The organism is Streptomyces sp. NPDC007872 (assembly GCF_042868165.1).
Taxonomy (GTDB): Bacteria; Actinomycetota; Actinomycetes; order Streptomycetales; family Streptomycetaceae; genus Streptomyces.
Genome location: NZ_JBIAEA010000001.1, coordinates 808,644 through 827,642, shown reverse-complemented (window position 1 = coordinate 827,642; position 18,999 = coordinate 808,644). Strand labels below are relative to the sequence as shown.

Genomic DNA, 18,999 nt, shown 5'->3' with positions numbered 1-18,999 from the left:
GGACCTTACGCGGTCGTCCCCCGCCCCGCCTCCGGAGGTCCCTGCCCCGCCTCCGGAGGCCCCTGCTCCGCCCCCGCCCCGATCGCCTCCGCGACCTCCGCCACCCGGTCCCGCTCCTCCCGCGCGAAGCGCTCCGCGTCGAGCCGTTCCGCGACCTCCTCGTCCTGGGTCATCAGCAGGTCGAGGTGGGAGTCGCCGAGGTCGAGGACGCCCATGTCCAGGTAGGCCTTCTGGAGGCGCGGCCCCCACAGGCCGATGTCCTTGACGCAGGGGACGATCCGGCTGAAGAGCAGCTTGCGGAAGAGCCGGAGGAACTCGCTGCGCTCGGTCAGCTCCCCGGCCTCCTTGCGCGGGACGCCGAAGTTCACCAGGACGTCGGTGGCGCGCAGCCGGTCGCGCATCAGGTGGCAGCCCTCGATGACGAACTCCTCGCGCTCGCGGAGCTCGGCGTCCGAGAGCTGCCGGTAGTGGTCGCGCAGGGCCATCCGGCCGAAGGCCACGTGCCGGGCCTCGTCCTGCATCACGTACGCGAGGATCTGCTTCGGCAGCGGCTTGTCGGTGGTGTCGCGGATCATGCCGAAGGCGGCGAGGGCTAGGCCCTCGATGAGGACCTGCATGCCGAGGTAGGGCATGTCCCAGCGGGAGTCGCGCAGGGTGTCGTCGAGGAGGCCCTTGAGGTTGTCGTCGATCGGGTAGAGCATCCCGACCTTCTCGTGGAGGAAGCGGCCGTAGATCTCGGCGTGCCGGGCCTCGTCCATGGTCTGGGTGGCCGAGTAGAACTTGGCGTCGAGGTCGGGGACGGACTCGACGATCCGGGCGGCGCAGATCATGGCGCCCTGCTCGCCGTGGAGGAACTGGCTGAACTGCCAGGAGGAGTAGTGGCGGCGCAGCTCGCCCCGGTCCTTCTCGGTCATCCGGTCCCAGTACCGGGTGCCGTGCAGGTCCAGGGCCTCGTCGGGGGTGCCGAGCGGGTCGTACGGGTCGACCTCCAGGTCCCAGTCGATGCGGGTGGCGCCGTCCCACTGCTTGTCCTTGCCCTTCTGGTAGAGGGCGAGGAGGCGGTCGCGGCCGTCGTCGTAGTCCCAGGAGAAGCGGGCGGCGCCGGCGGCCGGCACGTCCCAGACGGCTCCGTCGGGGGCGTTCGCGTAGAGGTCGTGCGTCGACATGGACGACTCCTTCTTCCGGCCGGCTTCGGTCCGGCCCCAGCAGGCTCACACGCTGTTGACGGTCCGTCAACAAGCCGTACGAGTTCGTGCGCGAAGGATTGACGGCTCTGCTGACGAGCAGTCCAATAACGGGTGACCCACGGCAACGCGACGGCGAGCAGCGCGAGGTGTCCCCGCCATGACCCCTTCCCACGAGCCCGACCTCACCCTCGTCCGGGACGCGCTGGGGCCCCTGCGCGACCGCGAGCAGGTCGCCGCGCGCCTCCTGGAGTCCTCGCGCAGGCACTCCTACGACCCCGACACCGAGCTGGACTGGGACGCGCCCTTCGAGGAGGGGAAGTGGTTCTGGCCGCCGGAGCTGGTCTCCCTCTACGGCACCCCGCTGTGGCGGCGGATGTCCGAGGAGCAGCGGCTCGGCCTCTCGCGCCACGAGGCGGCCTCGCTGGCCTCCCTCGGGATCTGGTTCGAGATCATCCTCATGCAGTTGCTGGCCCGGCACATCTACGACAAGCCGCTGACCAGCCACCACGTGCGGTACGCGCTGACCGAGATCGCCGACGAGTGCCGGCACTCGATGATGTTCGCCCGGCTGATCCGGCGCGGCGGGACGCCCGAGTACCCGGTGCCGCGGGTCCACCACAACCTCGCGCGGGTCCTGAAGACCGTCTCCACCACCCCGGGCTCCTTCGCGGCCACGCTGCTCGGCGAGGAGATCCTGGACTGGATGCAGCGCCTGACGTTCCCGGACGAGCGGGTGCAGCCCCTGGTCCGCGGGGTGACGCGGATCCACGTGGTGGAGGAGGCCCGTCACGTGCGGTACGCCCGCGAGGAGCTGCGCCGCCAGATGGTGACCGCCCCGCGCTGGGAGCGGGAGCTCACCCGGCTGAGCTGCGGCGAGGCCGCCCGGGTCTTCTCGGTCTGCTTCGTCAACCCGGGGGTGTACGCGGCCGTGGGCCTGGACCGGCACGAGGCCGTCGCCCAGGTGCGGGCGAGCGGACACCGGCGCGAGGTCATGCAGGCGGGCGCCAAGCGGCTGACGGACTTCCTCGACGACGTGGGGCTCCTGCGGGGGCCGGGGCGCCGGCTGTGGAAGGCGTCGGGGCTGCTGGCGTGAGGAAACCGGACGGCGCGCCCGGCCGGAAGGGCGCGCGGTTACGCTGCGGAGCATGACGAGTCCCGCCACGCCCGCCTACCGCAGGCTCAGCGTCGAGGAGCGGCGCGGCCAGCTCCTCGAAGCGGCCCTGGGGCTCTTCGCCCACCGGACGCCCGAGGACGTCTCGCTCGACGACGTCGCCGAGGCGGCCGGCGTCTCGCGGCCCCTCGTCTACCGCTACTTCCCCGGCGGCAAGCAGCAGCTCTACGAGGCCGCCCTGCGCTCCTCCGCCGACACCCTGAACCGCTGCTTCGCCGAGCCGCTCGACGGGCCGCCCACGGAGCGGCTCGGCCGGGTGCTCGACCGCTACCTGGTCTTCGTCGACGAGTACGACGCGGGGTTCAGCGCCCTGCTGCGCGGCGGCAGCGTCGTCGAGACCCCCCAGACCACCGCGATCGTGGACGAGGTGCGGCGGGCCGCAGCGGAGCAGATCCTCCTCCACCTGGGGGTGGAGCGGCCGGGCCCGCGCCTCGGGATGCTGGTGCGGACGTGGATCGCCGCCGTGGAGGCCGCCTCGCTCATCTGGCTGGGCGAGGAGAAGCAGCCCGCGGCGGCGGAGCTGCGCGACTGGATGGTGGACCACCTGGTCGCCCTGCTCACCGCGACGGCGGCGGGCGACGCGGAGACGATGGGGGTCGTTCGGCGGCTGCTCGCCCAGGAGACGTCTGAGGGGCCGGTGGCGGACCTGGCCCGCCGGGCGATCCCGGTGGTGAGCGAGGCCGCGCACCTGCTGTGAGCCGTGCGCGGGGACGGTGAGCCGTGCGCGGGGACGGTGACCCGTCACGGGCGCGGCGGGAGAGACTGGAGGGGTGAGAAGCGAGAACACCCCCTTCCGCGGCGGGCCCCTGGACGGCCGGGTCCTGCCGGTCCTGCTCGGCCCGACCGGCCATCCGCCGAAGTGGTACGAGGTCCCGGTCCCGGCGCACGACGGGAAGCCGCCGACGGTGTACGCCTACCGGCGCGAGCCCGCCGGGTACACGAAGCGGCTCGGCCTCCAGCGCGGCTGGGTGTACGCGTACGCCCCCGGGGGCCGGGAGCGGCGCGAGCCGAGGTGGCCGTGGTCGAAGCCGGGCGGGAGGCCGGGGGGCCCTGGCCCGACCGGATGAGTCCGACCCGATGAGTCCGACCCGATGAGTCCGACCGGATGAGTCCGACCCGATGAGTCCGACCGGGTGAGGACGCCGGACGCGCCCCCATTCATACGGTAATCGGATGAAGTGAACCGTCATCATCCCCGTGGAGGTGGTGACGTGTCACGAGGACTTCTGCGCACGGTCTGTACGGGAGCGCTCGCCGCGCTGACGGCACTCGCGGGGGCGGCCCCGTCGGGCGCCGACCCGGCGGACCCGCCGGTGGAGCCCCCGGCCGGAGCCCCGATCGCCCGGCCGGCCCCGGAACGGGAACCGGTGGGCCCGGTGGACCCGAAGGTCCCCGACGCACCCACCCCGACCACTCCTCCGAAAGACACGGAACCCGACGACGCGGCCGCACTCGCGCCCCCCGGCGGAACCTCGGTCACCGGCCTGCTCACCCGCCTGCGCACGCTCTACCGGCAGGCCGAGGAGGCCACCGAGCGCCACAACGCCGCCGAGGAGGCCCTGAAGCTCCGGACCGCCGACGCGAAGGGGCTCGCGGCCCGGCTCACGACCGCGCGGGCTGCCCTCGACCGGGAGCGCGCCGAGGCCGGGCGGATCGCCCGGGAGCAGTACCAGGGGCGGTCGGAGCTCTCCTCGTACCTGGACGTGCTCTTCGCCCCGGACCCGCGGGCGGCGATGGACCGGGAGCGGCTGGCGGCCCGGGAGGGACGGGACCGGGCCGGCGCCGTCTCCCGGCTCGAACGGGCCGCCCGGCGGGCCGACGCCCTGGCGGGCGCCTCCCGCGAGGCCCTGGACCAGCAGCGCCGCCTGGCCGCCGAACAGCGCACCCGGCGCGACGAGGTCCGGACGAGACTGAAGGAGGTCGAGAAGCTGCTCGCCGGCCTCTCCCCGACCCAGCTCACCCGGCTCACCGAACTGGAACGGACGCAGACCGCGGGCGCACAGCGCGAACTGCTGGGCTCCGGAGTCCTGGACGGCCCGCGCACCCCGTCCCGGGCGGGCGCGGAGGCCCTGCGGTTCGCGGTGGAACAGCTCGGCAAGCCGTACGAGTGGGGGGCCGAGGGCCCGGAGGCGTACGACTGCTCGGGGCTGACGCAGCGGGCGTGGGCGGCGGCGGGCCGCGAGATCCCCCGCACCAGCCAGGAGCAATGGGAGACGCTCCCCCGGGTGTCCCTCTCGGAACTGCGCCCCGGGGACCTGGTGGTCTACTTCCCGGGCGCCACGCACGTGGCGGTCTACCTCGGCGAGGGCCTGGTGGTCCAGGCACCGCGCCCCGGCGCGAAGGTGAAGGTCTCCCCCGTCGCGGCGAACCCGCTGCTCGAAGCCGTACGCCCGGACCCGGACGGCACGGCCCTGGCGTCGTACGCGCCACCGGACCTCCCGGAGGACGCGGGGGACGGCGGGGACGAGGGCTTCGACCGCGCCTGAACCGCCCGGTCGGGCGCTCAGTCCACGAGCGTGAGGAGCCCGATCACCCAGATCGCGACGTTGAGCAGGACCCCCACCGCACAACCACCGCCCACGAGCACGCCCATGAGCGTCCGTCCGCCGGGCTCCGGCGCGGAGTACCCGTCCTCCGGCTCCTCGTACGAGGCGGGGTCGTCCCAGTCGACCGCCCGCCCCAGCTCCCCGGCCCGGGCGGCCCGCACCGCCGCCAACCGCCCCTCGGCGAACGCGGTGGCGGCCAGCGCCTCGGGCCCGCGCCAGGCGAGGGCCTTCATCCGCCGCGCGGCGGACCCGTACCGCGCCTCGAACGCGGCCGTCTCGTCCTCCCGCCGGTCCTCTTCGAGATACATCCAACGCCCGGCCTCCGCCGCGTCCCCGTACAGCCGGTACACCTCGGCGAGCCGGCGCCGCAGCGTCAGGTCCCACGGAAAGGACGACACGAGCCCCCGCAACCGCTGCCGCGCCACGGGCACCCGCCCGGCGGCCAGGTCCGCGTCGACGCGGGCGAGGGTGTTCGAAAGAGACATGCCCCCATGATCGAACAGAACGGGCCACGGCCACGACCGGTTTTCGGCGGTCGCGGCCGTGGCCCGCCCTTGTCAGTTCCGGGTCAGCGACGCCAGGTACGCGCCCGTCTTCTCCGGTTCGTAGAAGAAGTCCTCGAAGTCGGACGGGTCGTCGAAGCCGTTGGCGAAGCGGTCGGCGGCGGGCTGGAGTCGTCCGGCGGCGCCGAGGAGGTTCAGGACGTGCTCCGGGGGCGGGGACAGCATCGCGTTCGTCCACTTGGTGACGTGCCGGGCCGTCTGCCAGTAGCGGTCGAAGGTGGCGTTCATCCAGGCCTCGTCGAAGGGCGCCTCGCCCTGTTCGACGATCGAGGCCAGGTACGCCGCCGCGCACTTGGAGGCCGAGTTGGAGCCCTGGCCCGTGACCGGGTCGTTGGCGACGACGACGTCCGCGACGCCGAGGACCAGGCCGCCGCCGGGGAGCCGGCCGATCGGGTTGCGGACGGTCGGGGCGTAGCGGCCGGCGAGGGTGCCGCCCGCGTCGGTCAGTTCGACCCTGGTGGCCCGCGCGTACTCCCACGGCGTGAACCGCTCCATCAGCTCCAGCGTCAGGGCCAGGTGCTCGGAGGGGTCCTTGACGCCCTTGAAGACGTCGAGCGGGCCGCCGGGGATCCCCTCCCAGAAGAGGATGTCGGCGCGGCCGCCGGTGGTGAGGGTCGGCATGACGAAGAGCTCGCCGACGCCCGGGACGACGTTGCAGCGGACCGCGTCGAAGTCCGGGTGCTCGGGGCGCGGGCCGAGGCCGTGGACGTACGCGACGGCGAGCGCCCGCTGCGGCTCGGTGTACGGCGAACGGGAGGCGTCCCGCTCGAACATGGAGACCAGCTCGCCCTTGCCGGCCGCGACGAGCACCAGGTCGTAGTTGCGGGAGAAGTAGTCGAGGTCCCCGACGGCCGCGCCGTGGATGACGAGCTGGCCGCCGCGCTGGGCGAAGGTCTCCATCCAGCCGGCCATCTTCACCCGCTGGTCGACGGACTGGGCGTACCCGTCGAGCCTGCCCACCCAGTCGATGAGGCGGGAGGAGTCGGGGCCCGCGACCGAGACGCCGAGGCCCTCGATCCGGGGGGCCTGGGACTCCCAGAAGTTGAGCCCGAGGTCCCGCTCGTGCTGGAGGGCGGTGTCGAACATGCACTGGGTGGACATGACCCGGCCGGCGCGGATCTCGTCCGCCGTCCGGTTCGACATGAGGGTGACCTCGTACCCCCGCGCCTGCAGTCCGAGGGCGAGCTGGAGGCCGGACTGTCCGGCCCCGACTATGAGTATCTTCCGCATGGGTGGTGCTCCTGGCGTGGCGTGCGTGAGGGGGAGGCGGGCTATTCGGGGGTGGCGTCCAGGGCGTGCGCGACCATGGCCAGCAGGGTCTCGACGACGCTGTAGCGCTTGCGCGCGTCCATGATCACCACGGGGACGTGCGGGGGCACGGTCAGCGCCTCCCTGACGTCCTCCGCCTCGAACGACTCGCTGCCCTCGAAGTGGTTGACCGCCACGATGTACGGGAGTCCGCAGCTCTCGAAGTAGTCGAGGGCCGGGAAGCAGTCGGTGAGGCGCCGGGTGTCGGCGAGCACGATCGCGCCGATCGCGCCGCGCACCAGGTCGTCCCACATGAACCAGAAGCGCTGCTGTCCCGGCGTGCCGAAGACGTAGAGCACCAGGTCGTTGTCGAGCGTGATCCGGCCGAAGTCCATCGCCACCGTGGTGGTGAGCTTGTCCGGCGTGGCGGTGAGGTCGTCGGTCTCCTCGCTCGCCCGGGTCATCAGGGCCTCGGTCTGGAGCGGGGTGATCTCCGAGACCGCGCGGACGAAGGTGGTCTTGCCGACGCCGAACCCGCCCGCGACGACGATCTTCGTCGCCGTCGGGGCGCGGGTGTGGTCGAGCTGCCAGTCCTGGGCGCCCTCCTCGGCATCCGGTTCGAGCGGATCGGGGCGGGGCTGGGCGGGGATGCCGACGGCCACCGGGGCGGCGGGGTCGGCTTCGGCGACGCTTCCGGGGACGGGAACGGTCCCGGAGACGGCGGAGGCGTCAGAGACGACGGAGTCCACTCAGCACCCTTTCGAGGAGCGCGCGGTCGGGCTGGCCGGTGCCGTGACCGGTCCCGTACACACGGATCTTTCCCTGGTCGGCCAGGTCGCTGAGCAGCACCCGGACGACCCCCAACGGCATCTTGAGGAGCGCCGAGATCTCCGCCACCGTCCGCATCCGGCGGCAGATCTCGACGATGGCCCGCATCTCCGGCATCAGGCCGCGGGCGCCGGGCCCGCCGTCCGTCAGGACCTTGCGCGCGGCGGGCGCTTCGAGCGCCGCCACGAAGGTCTCGACGAGCAGGACGTGGCCGAAGCGGGTCCGGCCGCCGGTGAGCGAGTAGGGGCGCACGCGCGCGGGGCGGCGTCCCTCCCCGCGTACCGGCAGCCTGAAGGCGTGCGGGGCCGGGGCCGCGGAGGACATCGCCGTCACCGGGGGCCCTCCAGCGATTTGCGCAGCTCGCTGCGGACCTCGGGGGTGAGGACGTGGCCGGCGCGGCCCACGAAGAGCGCCATGTGGTAGGCCACGACGCTCATGTCGCAGTCGGGCGTGGCGTGCACGCCGAGCAGCGAGCCGTCGCTGATCGACATGACGAAGACGCTGCCCTCGTCCATCGCGACCATGGTCTGCTTGACCCCGCCGCCGTCCATCAGGCGCGCGGCGCCGATGGTCAGGCTGCCGATGCCGGAGACGATGGTGGCCAGGTCGGCGCTGGAGCCGCGCGGCCCTCTGGCCCGAGCGGCCCCGTCGGCCCCGTCGGCCTCATCGGCGGCCGGGGTGCCCTGCTGGGTCTCCGGGTCGGAGGACAGCAGCATCAGGCCGTCCGAGGAGACGACGGCGACCGAGCGGACCCCCGGCACCTCCTCGACCAGATTCCCCAGCAGCCATTGCAGGTTGCGGGCTTCCGTACTCAGTCCGAACGTTCCCGTCGCGGTCAACTGCGTGCCTCCTCGACTGTGTCCCCCGTCTTCTCCTCTGTACGTGCAGTCCTTGCGTTCGCTATCCCCGCCGCGCCCGTCCCCGGCGCGTTCGTCCCGGGCGCGTTCGTGCCCGGCGCACCGATCTCCGCCTCCACGTCACGGCGGCCGGCCTCGGCGCCCCGGTGGAAGCCGCCGAGGCGGCGGCGCAGGGCCTCGGGGTCCACGCCGCCCTTGCGGGGCGCGGCGGCGGGTCCGGCCCGGCGCACCACCTGGGGGGTGCGCTTGGGCAGGCCCTTGTCGGTGACCCGCTCCCACTGCGCGGGGCGCGGCCCGGGAACCGGCGGCTGGTCGACGGCCGGCTCGGGGGCCGGGTGGACGGCGTCGGGACCGGCGGCGCCTGCACCGGCGTCCTCGTCGGCGGCGCGCTCGTGGAGGTCCGGCTCCGGCGGCGGGGCGGGCAGCCGGACCTGGAGCGTGGTCTCGGAGACGGACTCCGGGGCGAGGGCCCCTTCGCGTCCGTACGACTCCGGGGCGAGGGCCCCTTCGTTCTCGTACGACTCCGAGGGCGCGGGCTCCGGCTCGGGGGCGTGCGCCTCCTCCACCGCCCGCCGGGGTTCCAGGCCGTACGCCTCCTCGGAGACGGCCTCCGGCCCGTACGGCTCCTCCGGCTGCCCCCCGGCAGGCTCCGCCTCCGCGAGCGCGCGTTCCGCCGCCTCCACCAGGGGGTCGCGGGTGCGGGACGGCAGGGTGTTGGAGTTGGCCTCCGCGACCGAGCCGGGGAGCTGGATCACGGGCCCCGTGCCCGCGGCCCGTACGGGCTCCGTCACGGCGGACGGCGGGGCGGTGGGCAGCAGGGGCAGCGGCAGGACCACGACGGCCGCCGTGCCGCCCGGCTGCTGCTCGCGCAGCTCGACGCGGACGCCGTGGCGGGCGGCGAGCAGGGCGACGACCCGCATGCCGAGCCCCTCGCCCTCGAAGGCGTCGGGGTCGGCCTCGGCCAGGCGGGCGTTCAGCCCGGCGGCGCGGGCGGGGGTCATGCCGATGCCGGAGTCCTGGACGGAGAGCATCACCTCGCCGGTCTCCAGGAGCCAGCCGGAGAGCTGGACCCCGGCGTCGGGCGGCGAGAAGGAGGTGGCGTTCTCCAGGAGTTCCGCGACCAGGTGGCTCAGGTCGTCCGCGGCGAAGCCGGCGACCTGGGCGTGCGGCGGCAGGGACTGGATGGTGACCCGCTCGTACCGCTCGATCTCGCTGACGGCGGCGCGCAGCACGTCGACGAGCGGGACGGCCCCGGCGTGGCCGTGGACGTGCTCGTGGCCGGCGAGGACGAGGAGGTTCTCGCCGTGGCGGCGCATGACGGTCGCCATGTGGTCGAGCTTGAAGAGGGTGCCGAGGCGGTCCGGGTCCTGCTCGCGCTCCTCCAGCTTCTCGATGACGCCGAGCTGGCGCTCGACGAGCCCGAGGTTGCGCAGGGAGAGGTTGACGAAGGTGTGCCGGACGGTGCCGCGGAGCTTTTCGAGCTCGGCGGTGAGGAGGGCGACCCGCCCCTGGAGTTCGGCGCGCTGGGCGGCGAGCTCGGCGGCGAGGGCCTCCTTGTCGGCGGCCAGGTCGGTCCGCTCGGCGGTGAGGTGCCCGGCGCGCGCGGCGAGCCCGGCGAGCTTGCCGTGCAGGGTGTTGAGGGAGCGGACGGCCTGCGCGAACTCGTCGTTGCGGCCGGTGAAGCGGACCGGCTCCTCGGCGGCCGGGTCGGGGGCGGCGGCGAGCCGGGCGGCGCCGATGCGGAGCACGGCGAGCGGCCGGGTGAGGCTGCGGGCGACGTAGGTGGAGACGCCGACGGCGAGGAGGAGGCAGCCGCCGAGGTAGGCGAGGCGCAGTTCGAGGGCGGTGACGTCGTCGTCGCGGAGCGCGGAGAGGCGGTCGACGCGCTGGGCGGCGAGGGTGGACTCGACGCCGCGCATCTGCTCGACGCGGGCGGAGAGGGCGGCCTCCAGGGCGGCCGGGTCGGTCGCGCGCTCGGCCTCGGTCAGCCGGGGCTGGTCGGTGAGGGAGGCGAGGGAGCGCTCGGCGTTCTTGACGTCGGGTCCGGTGACGGTGCCGGCGAGGGAGTCGCGGGCGGCGGCGCCGGCGGCCTGGTCGAAGTCGCCGAGGGCGGCGAGTTCGCGGACGCGGGCCTGCTGGGCGGCGGCGGTGAGCCGGTCGCGGGTCCGGTCGGCCTCCGCCGTGCCCTTCGGCTCCTCGGGGACGTAGGTGCCGGTCGTGGCGTCGTAGCGGAACTCGCCGGTGGGCTCGGGCTGCGGCACGGCGAGCGCGGCGAGGAGCAGGCCGCGGGTGGCGGAGGCCTGTTCGACGGCGCGGCCGAGGGCGGCGGGGGCGCGGGTGGCCTCGGTGAGCGAGGTGTCGGCGGCGCGGGCCGGGGTCCGGTCGGCCAGCTCGTCGGCGAGGGCCTGGAGCTTGTCGATGACGTCGGAGTACGCCTTGTGGGCCTCCAGGGCCGTGCCCTTGCCGGTGAGGGCGGCGCGGCGGACGGAGGGGACGCCGGCGAGGTCGCGGCGGAGTTCGGGGGAGGCGGCGGGGCGGATCTCGTCGATCTGCCGGTCGACGCGGGTGGAGCGCACGTCGGTGACCCGGCGCTTCTTCCCGGCGTCGCCGGTCTGGGCGTCGCGGCCCGCGGCGATGTACGCGACGACCTCGTCGCGCTCGTCGGCGAGGGAGTGCGCGAGGGTGACGGCCTGCCGGTCGAGTTCGGCGAGGGTGACCAGGCGCTGGGAGTCGGTCAGCTCGGCGGAGGCGGCGAGGACCGCGGGGGCTCCGGCGGCGAGGACGGTCACGCCCACGAGGGCGACGCCGAGGACGAGGCGGTTGCGGACGCGCTTGGCGCGGCCGGCGGGCTGGATGGGGGCGGTGGGCTGCGCGGGGGCGGTCGGCTGCGTCGGGGCGGGCGACGGGATCCGGGCGGACGACGGGGCCTGGGCGGACGGCAGGGTCCGGGCCGGGTCGGCGGCCGTGCCTCCGGCGGGGGCCGCGGCGGTGCCGCCCCCGGCCGGCGGGACACCGGGGCCCTGGCTCCGCGTGCCGTTCTTGCTCCGAGGCCGCTTCATCTGCACCGGTGCTCGCATTCTTGACTCGTCCAGCCACAAAGCAGAGGTGACGGCCGATCACATGGAGCGCCCCCACCCCCGATACGGCTTCCGACCATTCCAGCGCTTCCGGGAAGGGGACGGGCATCGGCCGCTCCGCCACCCGAACGAGTGAACAACACTCCGGAGTTGGCGAACAACTTCCTCCGACCGGGTCCCGGGGCCCCGGGACGGCCCCGGTTGGATCTTCCGCGCGGGCTTTGGCAGGATGCCCGCCCGCAGCTCTGCGGGGGCGTCCGTTCCGCCCCCGCCGTCACGTCCGCCGTGTTGGTACAGGCCTTTTCGCGTCATTCGCGGGTCCGGTGAAGGGTTCGGCGGGGGCGGGTGCGGGGCCGGGCACACTGGGCTCCATGCGCAGTGACGTCGCCTCCCTTCCCGGCAGCCCCGAACGCCCCAATGAGGACTGGGCGACCACCGTCCTGTCCGCAGCGGAGGGCAGGGGGGCGCTGGTCCTCCTCGACGGGGTCACGCCGCCCGCGGGGGACGACGGCTGTGTGCACGGGGTGCCGTGGTTCACCGCCCGCCTCGGTGGGACTTTGACCGAACTGTCCGCTTCCCGCCCGGACCTGCCCCTGTCCGAGATCCTCTCCGCGGCAATCCGGCGCACTGCGGAAGCCCATCGGGGGACCTGTGACCTTTCTCACGTACGGACGCCTCAGGCAACCGTGGTGCTCGCCCGCTGGGACGGGGCGGTGGTGGAGCACCTCGTGCTCTCCGACTCGGTCCTCCTCCTGGAGGCGCCGGACGGGGCGGTGCGGGCGGTCCTCGACGACCGGCTCGACCGGGTGCCGGTCGAGGTGCTGCGGTCCGTGGCGGCGACGGACCGGCTGCGGAACCGGGAGGGCGGCTTCTTCACGGCGGCGGCCGATCCGGCGGTCGCGGGACTCGCGGTGACCGGGACGTTCCCGCGCGCGGAGGTCCGGGCCCTGGCGGCGCTCACGGACGGGGCGAGCCGCTGGGTGGACCTGTTCGGCGCGGGCGACTGGGCGGACTGCCTCGGCGTCCTGCGCACGGAGGGCGCGCCCGGCCTGCTCCGGCGGGTGCGGGAGCGGGAGCTCGCGGACGCGGAGGCGGGGGGCGTACGGCGCTGGAAGCTGCACGACGACGCGACGGCGGTGTACGTGGAGCCGGGGCCGTAGGGGGTTCCGGGCCACCGGCCCCGGGGCTTGCGCCGTGCGGAGCCCTCAGCCCTCCGACCGTACGTTGAAGTGGTTCAGGAGCCGGGCCAGCTCGGCGACCTCGGCGCGGTCCCAGTCGGCGAGCTTGCGGACGTAGCGCTCGCGCCGGGCGTCGCGGACGCGGCGGAAGCGGTTCCGGCCCTCCTCGGTGAGGCGGACGAGGGAGGCGCGGCCGTCGGCGGGGTCGGGGTCGCGGGCGACGAGCCCGAGGTCTTCGAGGGCCCGGAGCTGGCGGCTCATGGTCGCCTTGCCGACGCCGAAGTACCCGGCGAGTTCGGTGGCCCGCTGGGGCCCGGCGTCGTCGAGGCGCACGAAGAGGCCGTAGGCGGCGGGCTCCAGTTCGGGGTGGACCTCACGGGCCATCTCGCCGGACTGGGCGCGGGCGCGCCGCAGGAAGACCGCCAGCTCGCGCTCCAGGGCGAGGAACTCCCGGTCCACGGGAACGGCGCCGACTCCGCCGGGGGACGCCGGAAGGGTTCCGCCTTCACCGGGGGCCGGCGGGATGCCCTCGCTCGCGCCGGGGGCCGGTGGGGCGCCCTCGCCTTCGCCGGGGGTCGGTGGGGCGAGCCGGCCTTCGCCGGAGGTCGGCGGGGCGCCCTCGCCTTCACCGGAGGTCGGCGGGGCGAGCCGGCCCTCGCCGGAGGTCGGCGGGGTACCCCCGCCCTCACCAGGAACCGATGGAACGGTCCGGCCTTCGCCGGGGGCCGGCGCGACGGTCCGCCCCCCGCCGGAGGTCGGCGGGACGCCTCCGGCGTCACCGGGGGCCGACCGGGCGCGCCCGTCCTCACTTCCCGTACCGCTTCCGTGCACGTCAGCGCCTCCCACGTGTTCCCCGGTGGCGCGCCTCCGCCACCCCGGCGGCCTTTCGGCCGCTGAAAGTTTCTTCCCGTCGCGGCCGTTTCCGCAGCTCTTCCAGTATTTCGCAGGCGTAGACCAACGGCGGCGGCCGGGCCCCCTTCCACGGGGCGGGTCTACGTGCGTAGCGTCGTTCCCACCCCCCTGATGACATGTCCACACCAGGACTCGTCGTCTCCTCTCCCCACGAGCCTTTCGGAGGCACGCGATGCGTGTGCACAGATCCGGAACGACCCTCGCCGGCGCCGCCCTGGCGGCCCTGGCCCTCCTCCTGCCCCTCGCCGGCTCCGCCGGTGCCGCCCCGGACGCGGGCGCCCGGCAGGTGCCCGCGCGCGGCACCGCCAACATGGGCATGGGCGTCCTCGCGCACGACGGGCGCGGCGACGCGTCCGGCGGCGCGTCGGTCCAGGCCGTCCAGACGGAGGGCGTGGACGTCTCCAGCCACCAGGGGAACGTCGCCTGGTCCACGCTGTGGAACAGCGGCGTCCGGTGGGCCTACGTCAAGGCCACGGAGGGCACCTACTACAAGAACACCTCGTTCACGCAGCAGTACACCGGCTCGTACGACGTCGGCATGATCCGGGGCGCGTACCACTTCGCCACCCCGGACACGACGGGCGGCGCGGCCCAGGCGGACTACTTCGTCGACAACGGGGGCGGCTGGTCGAAGGACGGCAGGACCCTGCCGGGCGTGCTCGACATCGAGTGGAACCCGTACGGCGCGACCTGCTACGGCAAGTCCCAGGCCGGGATGGTGTCCTGGATCCGCGACTTCCTGAACCGCTACAAGGCCCGGACCGGACGGGACGCCGTCATCTACACGGCGACGACCTGGTGGACCCAGTGCACCGGCAACCACTCCGGCTTCGGCGCCACCAACCCGCTGTGGATCGCGCGGTACGCCTCCACGGTGGGCGAACTCCCGGCCGGCTGGGCGTACCACACGATGTGGCAGTACACCTCCACCGGTCCGACGGTCGGCGACCACAACCACTTCAACGGGGACCTCTCGCGCGTTCGGGCGCTCGCGAACGGCTGACGCCTCCCCGTCACCCCACTTCCCGGCGGCCCCCGGGAGCGCACCGCGCGCTCCCGGGGGCCGCTCCCGCTTTTTCCCGTCATCCCCTTGCCCATTGGTATGGACCAATGCGAGGCTCTACGGCGGTCGCCCGGGTTTCAACTTCCGTGCGCCCCGCGCGCGTTGCTCGTTCCGTACTCCCCCACGCACGAGAGAGAGCCCCCGCATGCCCTCCCTGCCCTCCGCCCGGCCTTCCGCCCGCCGCACCGCCGCCGCCGCAGGCGCCGCGGCCCTGTCCGCCGCCGCGCTCGTCGGTCTCACCCCCACGGCGGCCAGTGCCCACGGAGCCGTCTTCAACCCCGTGAGCCGGCTGGCCGCCTGTTACGCCGAGGGCCCCGAGACGCCCAAGTCGCAGGTCTGCAAGGACCTCGTCGCCGACTCCGGCACCCAGCCGCTCTACGACTGGAACGAGGTCAACATCGCCAACGCGGACGGACAGCACCGGACCCTCATCCCGGACGGCAAGCTCTGTTCGGCGAACCGCGAGAAGTACCGGGCCCTGGACTGGGCGCGCACCGACTGGCCGGCGACGGCGGTCGCCGCCGGGTCGTTCGACTTCAAGGTCCGGGCGACGGCGGCCCACTCGGGCACCATGACCGTCTACATCACCAAGGCCGGCTTCGACCCGACCAAGCCCCTGAAGTGGTCGGACCTGGACGAGACCCCGGTGGCGGTCTACCAGACCACCCGCACCGCCACCGACGGCTACTACAACTTCACCGGCACCCTGCCGGCCCGCACCGGCCGCCACGTCGTCTACAAGGTGTGGCAGCGCAACGACAGCCCCGAGGCCTTCTACAGTTGCTCGGACGTCACCTTCGGCGGCACGGCCCGGGCCGGTACGGCGGCCAGGGCCGGGGCCACGACGCAGGCCCAGGCCCCGACCGAGGCGAGGATCGCGGCGGGCGCCGCCCTGTCCACCGTGAGCCACGCGGGCCACGGCGGCGACGAGCGGCCCCCGGCGCTCTCCGCCGAGGCCGCCGGGACCTCCTCCCCCCTGACGCCGGCCCTCGCGGGCGCGGGCGCCCTCGCCGCCTTCGCGGCGGGCAGCCTGCTCCTGGGCCGCCGCCGGAACACGTCCGCCTCCTGACGCGCCCCCACGCGTCACCGGCGGCGCCGCCAGGCCCGACGGGGCCGGGCGGCGCCTAGGAGCCGGACGCCCCGGGCGGGAAGAGGGCGGTGAGCCGGGGCAGGGCCCACCCCTCCCGCCCGGACGCCCCGCGCTCCTCGTCCTCTTCCCGCTCCTCCCCCTCTTCGTCCTCCGCCTCCTCGGCTTCCTCCGCCTCCTCGACCGCGTCGAGGAACTCCTCACCGTCGTCGTCCTCCTGGCCGGTCAGCTCGTCGTACGCGTCCTGGGCGACGTAGTCGAGCTCCTCCCACTCGGGCCACTCGTCGTCGTCCCAGTCGTCGCGGTGGCGTCCCGCGAGCGCCCGCACCTCGGGCAGGTCGGCCAGCGCGTCCGGGTCGGCGAGCACCGCCTCGTACACCTTCCGGCCCTGGCCCACCAGCCAGAGCGTGAAGTAGTGGAAGCCGTCGTCCGTGCAGCGGCCGCCCTCGATCCGGTCCGCCGCCCTCCACAGCGCACGCGTGTCGGCCGCCTCGCACGCCTTCTCCAGGCGCACCTGGAACGCCACGCTCTCCTCGGCCGGGCGCCGCAGCAGCTCCCCCTCCAGCCACTCCAGCCGCTCGTCCCGGGTGCCGGGGCGGCTGCTCAACTCCTCGATGAGAGCCCAGAAGGCGTCTTCGTTCATGCGTACGATCATGACAGTCGGGACTGACATCGCGGACCCGGCCCCGCCCTCGCCCCGGACCGGCCTCCGACCCGGCCCGGACCGGCGCCCGGACCCGCCCCACGTTCCGCGCCCGGACCCGCCCCACGCCCGCGCCCTGACGCGCCGGAGCGGGGCGTCCCCGAGGGAACGCCCCGCTCCTGACCGGGGGTTACGCCGCCGCGCCCACCGGCACCTCCGCCGGGGCGAGGGCGATCTCCAGGACCTGCCGGACGTCCGTCACCGGGTGGACCTCCAGCTTCTCCAGGATCTCGGCCGGGACGTCGTCCAGGTCGGCCTCGTTCCGCTTGGGGATCACGACCGTCGTGATGCCCGCCCGGTGCGCGGCGAGCAGCTTCTGCTTCACGCCGCCGATCGGCAGGACCCGGCCGGTGAGGGAGACCTCGCCGGTCATGGCCACGTCCGTGCGGACGAGCCGGCCGCTCAGCAGGGAGGCGAGGGCGGTCGTCATCGTGACGCCCGCGCTCGGCCCGTCCTTGGGGACCGCGCCCGCCGGGAAGTGGATGTGCACGCCCCGGTCCTTGAGGCCGGTGACGGGCAGCTCCAGCTCCGCGCCGTGCGAGCGGAGGAAGGAGAGCGCGATCTGGGCCGACTCCTTCATCACGTCGCCGAGCTGTCCGGTGAGGGTCAGGCCCGCGGCGCCGGTCTCCGGGTCGGCCAGGGAGGCCTCCACGAAGAGGACGTCACCGCCCGCGCCGGTCACGGCGAGGCCGGTGGCGACGCCCGGCACGGACGTCCGGCGCTCGGCCGGGTCCTGCGCGGACTCGGGCACGTGGTGCGGACGCCCGATCAGCTCCCGCAGGTCCTCGGGGCGGACCGCGAACGGCAGCTCCCGGTCGCCCAGTTCGTGCTGGGCCGCGACCTTCCGCAGCAGCCGGGAGATCGACCGCTCCAGGGTGCGGACGCCCGCCTCGCGGGTGTACTCGCCGGCCAGCTTCCGCAGCGACGCCTCCTCCAGGACGACCTCGCCGGGCTCCAGGCCCGCCCGCTCCAACTGCCGGGGCAGCAGGTGGTCGCGGGCGATGACGACCTTCTCGTCCTCGGTGTAGCCGTCGAGCCGCACCAGTTCCATGCGGTCGAGGAGGGCCTCCGGGATGGACTCCAGGACGTTCGCGGTGGCCAGGAAGACCACGTCGGAGAGGTCGAGCTCGACCTCCAGGTAGTGGTCGCGGAAGGTGTGGTTCTGCGCCGGGTCGAGGACTTCGAGGAGGGCCGCCGCGGGGTCGCCGCGGAAGTCGGAGCCGACCTTGTCGATCTCGTCGAGCAGGACCACCGGGTTCATGGACCCGGCCTCCTTGACGGCGCGGACGATCCGGCCGGGCAGGGCGCCGACGTAGGTGCGGCGGTGGCCGCGGATCTCCGCCTCGTCCCGGACGCCGCCGAGGGCGACCCGGACGAACTCCCGGCCCATCGCGTGGGCGACGGACTCGCCGAGGGAGGTCTTGCCGACGCCGGGCGGGCCGACGAGGGCGAGGACGGCCCCGCCCCGGCGCCCGCCGACCACGCCGAGGCCGCGGTCGGCGCGCCGCTTGCGCACCGCCAGGTACTCGGTGATCCGCTCCTTCACGTCGTCCAGGCCCGCGTGCTCGGCGTCGAGCACCGCGCGGGCGCCCCGGATGTCGTACCGGTCCTCGGTCCGCTCGTTCCAGGGCAGTTCGAGGATCGTGTCGAGCCAGGTGCGGATCCAGGAGCCCTCGGGGGACTGGTCGCTGGACCGCTCCAGCTTCTCGACCTCCTTGAGGGCGGCCTCGCGCACCTTCCCGGGCAGGTCGGCGGCCTCCACGCGGGCACGGTAGTCGTCGGACTCCTCGCCCTCCGCCTCGCCGTTGAGCTCGCGCAGTTCCTTGCGGACGGCTTCGAGCTGGCGGCGGAGGAGGAACTCGCGCTGCTGCTTGTCGACGCCCTCCTGGACGTCCTTGGCGATGGTCTCGGCGACCTCCTGCTCGGCGAGGTGCTCGCGGAGCTGGGCGGTGGCCAGGCGCAGCCGGGCGACCGGGTCGGCGGTCTCCAGGAGTTCGACGCGCTGGGCGACGGTCAGGAAGGGCGAGTAGCCGGAGTTGTCGGCGAGGGCGCCGACGCCGTCGATCTGCTGGACGCGGTCGACGACCTGCCAGGCGCCGCGCTTCTTCAGCCAGGTGGTGGCGAGCGCCTTGTACTCCTTGACCAGCTCGGTCACGGAGCCGGGCAGCGGGTCGGGCAGGTTCTCCTCGACGGCGGTGCCCTCGACCCACAGGGCGGCGCCGGGGCCGGTCGTACCGGCGCCGATGCGGACGCGGCCGCGGCCGCGCACGAGCGCGCCCGGGTCGCCGTCGGACAGGCGTCCCACCTGCTCGACGGTCCCGAGGACGCCGGTCCCGGCGTAGGTGCCGTCGACGCGGGGCACGAGCAGCACCCGCGGCTTCCCCGCTCCGGGCCGTGCGGCCGCCTGGGCGGCCTCGACGGCGGCCCGTACGTCGTTGTCGGACAGGTCCAGCGGCACCACCATTCCGGGCAGCACGACCTCGTCGTCGAGCGGCAGCACAGGCAGAGTGAGCGGCGCGGACGCCATGGACTCGGAAGCCATGATCTCCCCTTCGGCAGTCAAGTTGAGCTGTACCGAC

Annotated in this window: 17 protein-coding genes; 7 read left to right on the top strand and 10 right to left on the bottom strand. The window is 74.4% G+C overall.

Annotation, left to right across the window (positions count from 1 at the left end; all coding sequences use genetic code 11):
* Positions 1-5 precede the first annotated feature (5 nt).
* Positions 6-1,166 (bottom strand): ferritin-like domain-containing protein, encoded by a 1,161-nt coding sequence (locus ACFYNX_RS03375; RefSeq protein ID WP_365541353.1) that lies wholly within the window; start codon positions 1,164-1,166, stop codon positions 6-8.
* 178 nt (positions 1,167-1,344) lie between these two features.
* Between ACFYNX_RS03375 and ACFYNX_RS03370 the strand changes: the two genes are divergently transcribed.
* From ACFYNX_RS03370 to ACFYNX_RS03355, 4 genes are all read left to right on the top strand, one after another.
* Positions 1,345-2,280, top strand: a complete 936-nt coding sequence (locus tag ACFYNX_RS03370; RefSeq protein WP_365541351.1) for a diiron oxygenase — start codon at positions 1,345-1,347, stop codon at positions 2,278-2,280.
* Between the two features lie 52 nt (positions 2,281-2,332).
* Positions 2,333-3,055 carry a TetR/AcrR family transcriptional regulator gene (locus tag ACFYNX_RS03365; RefSeq protein ID WP_388657138.1) on the top strand — a complete coding sequence of 241 codons (723 nt, stop codon included), beginning with the start codon at positions 2,333-2,335 and terminating at the stop codon, positions 3,053-3,055.
* Between the two features lie 73 nt (positions 3,056-3,128).
* A complete protein-coding gene (locus ACFYNX_RS03360; protein ID WP_388657136.1) occupies positions 3,129-3,425 on the top strand; it encodes a hypothetical protein in 297 nt (98 codons plus the stop codon).
* A 144-nt stretch (positions 3,426-3,569) separates the two neighbouring features.
* On the top strand, positions 3,570-4,844 hold the full coding sequence (locus ACFYNX_RS03355) for an NlpC/P60 family protein (protein ID WP_388657135.1): 1,275 nt from the start codon (positions 3,570-3,572) through the stop codon (positions 4,842-4,844).
* Positions 4,845-4,861: 17 nt separating this feature from the next.
* Here the strand turns inward: ACFYNX_RS03355 and ACFYNX_RS03350 are convergent, their stop codons facing one another.
* The 6 genes from ACFYNX_RS03350 to ACFYNX_RS03325 all read right to left on the bottom strand — a co-directional run bounded on the left by ACFYNX_RS03350 (position 4,862) and on the right by ACFYNX_RS03325 (position 11,477).
* Entirely contained in the window at positions 4,862-5,389 is a 528-nt protein-coding gene (locus tag ACFYNX_RS03350; RefSeq protein WP_388657133.1) for a DUF6584 family protein, read from the bottom strand.
* A gap of 72 nt (positions 5,390-5,461) precedes the next feature.
* The gene (locus ACFYNX_RS03345) at positions 5,462-6,697 is read right to left on the bottom strand and encodes a styrene monooxygenase/indole monooxygenase family protein (RefSeq protein WP_388657131.1); all 1,236 of its coding nucleotides are present in this window, start codon (positions 6,695-6,697) and stop codon (positions 5,462-5,464) included.
* Positions 6,698-6,738: 41 nt separating this feature from the next.
* Complete coding sequence (locus ACFYNX_RS03340) at positions 6,739-7,464, bottom strand: ATP/GTP-binding protein (protein ID WP_388657129.1); 726 nt, start codon at positions 7,462-7,464, stop codon at positions 6,739-6,741.
* Positions 7,445-7,867: a DUF742 domain-containing protein gene (locus ACFYNX_RS03335; RefSeq protein ID WP_365541520.1), complete on the bottom strand. Its 423-nt coding sequence runs from the start codon at positions 7,865-7,867 to the stop codon at positions 7,445-7,447. The genes ACFYNX_RS03340 and ACFYNX_RS03335 overlap by 20 nt, the downstream gene beginning before the upstream one ends.
* Before the next feature lie 5 nt (positions 7,868-7,872).
* Positions 7,873-8,382 (bottom strand): roadblock/LC7 domain-containing protein, encoded by a 510-nt coding sequence (locus ACFYNX_RS03330; protein ID WP_365541340.1) that lies wholly within the window; start codon positions 8,380-8,382, stop codon positions 7,873-7,875.
* The gene (locus tag ACFYNX_RS03325; RefSeq protein ID WP_388657126.1) at positions 8,379-11,477 is read right to left on the bottom strand and encodes a nitrate- and nitrite sensing domain-containing protein; all 3,099 of its coding nucleotides are present in this window, start codon (positions 11,475-11,477) and stop codon (positions 8,379-8,381) included. Before ACFYNX_RS03325 ends, ACFYNX_RS03330 begins: the two co-directional genes overlap by 4 nt.
* A 371-nt stretch (positions 11,478-11,848) precedes the next feature.
* On the opposite strand from ACFYNX_RS03325, the gene ACFYNX_RS03320 reads away from it, so the two are divergent.
* Entirely contained in the window at positions 11,849-12,637 is a 789-nt protein-coding gene (locus ACFYNX_RS03320; RefSeq protein ID WP_388657123.1) for a hypothetical protein, read from the top strand.
* A 45-nt stretch (positions 12,638-12,682) separates the two neighbouring features.
* On the opposite strand, the gene ACFYNX_RS03315 is transcribed toward ACFYNX_RS03320, so the two are convergent.
* Positions 12,683-13,114, bottom strand: coding sequence for a MarR family winged helix-turn-helix transcriptional regulator (locus tag ACFYNX_RS03315; protein ID WP_030218967.1), 432 nt, complete (start codon positions 13,112-13,114; stop codon positions 12,683-12,685).
* A gap of 625 nt (positions 13,115-13,739) precedes the next feature.
* Here ACFYNX_RS03315 and ACFYNX_RS03310 point away from each other — a divergent pair.
* Together ACFYNX_RS03310 and ACFYNX_RS03305 are read left to right on the top strand one after the other, a co-directional pair.
* The gene (locus ACFYNX_RS03310) at positions 13,740-14,570 is read left to right on the top strand and encodes a lysozyme (RefSeq protein ID WP_388657119.1); all 831 of its coding nucleotides are present in this window, start codon (positions 13,740-13,742) and stop codon (positions 14,568-14,570) included.
* A gap of 205 nt (positions 14,571-14,775) precedes the next feature.
* Positions 14,776-15,699 carry a lytic polysaccharide monooxygenase gene (locus ACFYNX_RS03305; RefSeq protein WP_388657116.1) on the top strand — a complete coding sequence of 308 codons (924 nt, stop codon included), beginning with the start codon at positions 14,776-14,778 and terminating at the stop codon, positions 15,697-15,699.
* 55 nt (positions 15,700-15,754) lie between these two features.
* On the opposite strand, the gene ACFYNX_RS03300 is transcribed toward ACFYNX_RS03305, so the two are convergent.
* Together ACFYNX_RS03300 and lon are read right to left on the bottom strand one after the other, a co-directional pair.
* A complete protein-coding gene (locus ACFYNX_RS03300) occupies positions 15,755-16,360 on the bottom strand; it encodes a DUF4240 domain-containing protein (protein ID WP_388657113.1) in 606 nt (201 codons plus the stop codon).
* Between the two features lie 190 nt (positions 16,361-16,550).
* Entirely contained in the window at positions 16,551-18,962 is a 2,412-nt protein-coding gene (lon, locus tag ACFYNX_RS03295) for an endopeptidase La (protein ID WP_388657111.1), read from the bottom strand.
* Positions 18,963-18,999 lie beyond the last annotated feature (37 nt).